At 59.9% G+C, this 2538-nt stretch carries 4 protein-coding genes and 1 pseudogene; 3 read left to right on the top strand and 2 right to left on the bottom strand.

The genetic code is table 11. From position 1 onward, the window contains the following. The 3 genes from EN964_RS31635 to EN964_RS31645 all read left to right on the top strand — a co-directional run. Positions 1–326: NAD(P)-dependent oxidoreductase (locus tag EN964_RS31635; protein ID WP_164776152.1), on the top strand; the 326-nt coding region annotated here is incomplete at its 5' end. Positions 327–334: 8 nt separating this feature from the next. Next, positions 335–1039, top strand: a complete 705-nt coding sequence (locus EN964_RS31640) for a DNA alkylation repair protein (protein ID WP_127270838.1) — start codon at positions 335–337, stop codon at positions 1037–1039. A gap of 132 nt (positions 1040–1171) precedes the next feature. Then, on the top strand, positions 1172–1741 hold the full coding sequence (locus EN964_RS31645; protein WP_127270836.1) for a DUF3299 domain-containing protein: 570 nt from the start codon (positions 1172–1174) through the stop codon (positions 1739–1741). Positions 1742–1761: 20 nt separating this feature from the next. Here the strand turns inward: EN964_RS31645 and EN964_RS31650 are convergent, their stop codons facing one another. Together EN964_RS31650 and EN964_RS38895 are read right to left on the bottom strand one after the other, a co-directional pair. Further along, a complete protein-coding gene (locus EN964_RS31650; RefSeq protein WP_006205209.1) occupies positions 1762–2253 on the bottom strand; it encodes an Lrp/AsnC family transcriptional regulator in 492 nt (163 codons plus the stop codon). A gap of 108 nt (positions 2254–2361) precedes the next feature. Then, positions 2362–2538, bottom strand: a pseudogene (locus EN964_RS38895) (uracil-DNA glycosylase family protein); the annotation flags it as partial.

A 2538-nucleotide genomic window follows, 5' to 3' on the forward strand; every position in this document is an offset into this window, starting at 1 on the left:
GACTCGTCCAGGGCCTGGCCGAAGGCATCCATTTCGGCAAGAAGGCCGGGCTCGACATCGAGAAGGTGATAGAGGTGATTTCCAAGGGTGCCGCCGGCTCCTGGCAGATGGAGAACCGCCACAAGACGATGAACGCCGGCAAATATGATTTCGGCTTCGCCGTCGACTGGATGCGCAAGGATCTCGGCATCTGCCTGGCCGAGGCCGACCGCAATGGCGCCAGACTGCCGGTCACCGCACTCGTCGACCAGTTCTACAAGGATGTGCAGGCGATGGGCGGCAAGCGCTGGGACACGTCCTCGCTGCTCGCCCGTCTCGAAAAATAGGTTCCGCGGTGCCAGAGCTCTCGCCTCAATCCAGTGCTGCAGAAATCGTCGCCCATCTGCGCGCTATCGGATCGGAGGAGAACCGCCTCGGCATGTTGCGCTACGGCATCAAGATCGACCGTGCACTTGGTATCACGCACGGCATGCAGCGGCAGATCGCCAGGAAGATCAAACGCAACCACGAGCGCGCCTTCGAGCTATGGGACACCGGCATCATGGAGGCGCAGTTCATCGCCTCCGTCACGGCTGACTCGAAACGGTTTTCTGCTGAAGATGCAAGACGATGGGCGGCTAGTTTCGACTCCTGGGACATCGTCGACGGCGTCTCGGATCTCTTTGTCGATACGGACGCCTGGAAAGAACTGATCGCCGAGTTTGCGGCCGATGAGCGGGAGTTCGTTCGGCGCACGGCCTTCGCCATGATGGCCTGGTCCGTCGTCCACCGGAAGAAGGAGCCAGGGGCGACCTTCCTCTCCTTCCTGCCGATCATCGAAACGCATGCGAACGACAGCCGCAATTTCGTGAAGAAGGCCGTGAACTGGGCGCTTCGGTCGATCGGCAAACGATCGATGGACATGCACGGCGCTGCCCTGGCTGTCGCCGAACGGCTGGCGCAGTCGACCGACAGGACGGCGCGCTGGATCGGCAAGGACGCGGTAAGGGAGCTGTCCAATGCCAAGACGCTGGCGCGGATCGCCGCAAGGAAAGGCTGACGGCGCGGAAACCCGCTTTCCGGCATGTCTGGATCTCGCCGACATGTGATGCGGCTGCCGACATGTGATGGCGGGAGCGTTGACGTCGCTGACAGCGGCGTCTTTACTTGAGCTTCAAAGGGACGCGGGCCAATGAGCAATCCTCTGAAATCAACCATAATGCTCGCAGCGGCATTGTTTGTGTCCGCGGCCACAGATGCCTCGGCCGAGACCGCGCACATATTCTGGAAGGATCTGCGTCCGGCTACGCAATCCGCCGCCGAAAACGTCGGGCTGCCGATGATCGCGGCAAAATTGCCCGACCACGGCGAGACGCTGTCCCTCAACCTGCAGGACAAAAGCATTCAGCTAGCCGGCTATGCATTGCCGGTCGATCGCGATGGCGATCTTGTCTATCAGTTCCTGCTGGTGCCCTGGACGGGTGCGTGCAGCCACATGCCGACGCCCCCGCCCAACCAGATTGTCTTGGTCACGCCGGCTCGTCCCTACAAGATGTCCGAGGCGTATCAGCCTGTCGCGGTCACCGGCGCGCTGAAGCCGGACATGGAGAAGAGCCAGCTGTTCATCCTCGACGGCGTCAGCGTCATCCAGTCTGGCTACAGCGTCCGCAAGGCAGATGTGGTCGCTGTCGGCAGCGTGCCGGACACCGTCACCCTGCCGGTCAATTCTCCCTGGAGTTTCCTCAACAAAAAGAAGAACTAAGCAGGACAACCTGCTGCAGCTCAGGCGGCGTTGGCACCCGATTCCTTGTCCAGCACCATGTAGTCGAGCGGGATTTCGGTCGTGTACTTGATCTGCTCCATGGCGAAGGAAGACGACACGTCACGGATTTCGATCTTGGCGATCAGACGCTTGTAGAAGGCGTCGTAGGCGGCGATGTCGGGCACCACGACACGCAGGAGATAGTCGACGTCGCCGCTCATGCGGTAGAACTCGACCACCTCGGGAAACTCCTGGATGACTTCCGAGAAACGCCGCAGCCATTCATGGCTGTGCGAATTGGTGCGGATCGACACGAAGACGGTGACGCGCACATTGACCTTTTCATGGTCGAGAATGGCAACGCGCCGCTTGATGACGCCCTCCTCCTCGAGCTTCTGGATGCGCCGCCAGCAAGGTGTTGTCGACAGCCCGACTTTCTTGGCGACGTCGGCGACCGCGAGTGTCGCGTCCTCCTGCAAAAGGCGGAGGATTTTTCTATCGAGGCGATCCATATCGTGCTCCCAAAGGAATAGAATGCCTATACTCTGCCTTATCCAGGCCTTTCACAAGAAAGGAATTCTGCTGATCGGGCAAAAAGCGAGTGATTTCTTGCTGAAAGGTCAGCCGAGGCGATAGCGGATTTCCGAACGCAGAAAAGGCAGCAAATCCATTTCAAACCATGGATTCTTCTTCAGCCAGCCGGTGTTGCGCCACGAGGGATGCGGCAGCGGCAACACTTTCGGACCGACGGAATTCTCCCAGATGGAGCGCCAATCCATGACCGTTTCCGTCAGGGA

It is taken from the genome of Mesorhizobium sp. M7A.F.Ca.CA.001.10.2.1 (assembly GCF_003998575.1).
Classification (GTDB): domain Bacteria; phylum Pseudomonadota; class Alphaproteobacteria; order Rhizobiales; family Rhizobiaceae; genus Mesorhizobium.

Coding starts and splice junctions, on each gene's coding strand:
- EN964_RS31645 (WP_127270836.1), top strand. CDS start 1,172: ATGAGCAATCCTCTGAAATCAACCATAATGCTCGCAGCGGCATTGTTT.
- EN964_RS31650 (WP_006205209.1), bottom strand. CDS start 2,253: ATGGATCGCCTCGATAGAAAAATCCTCCGCCTTTTGCAGGAGGACGCG.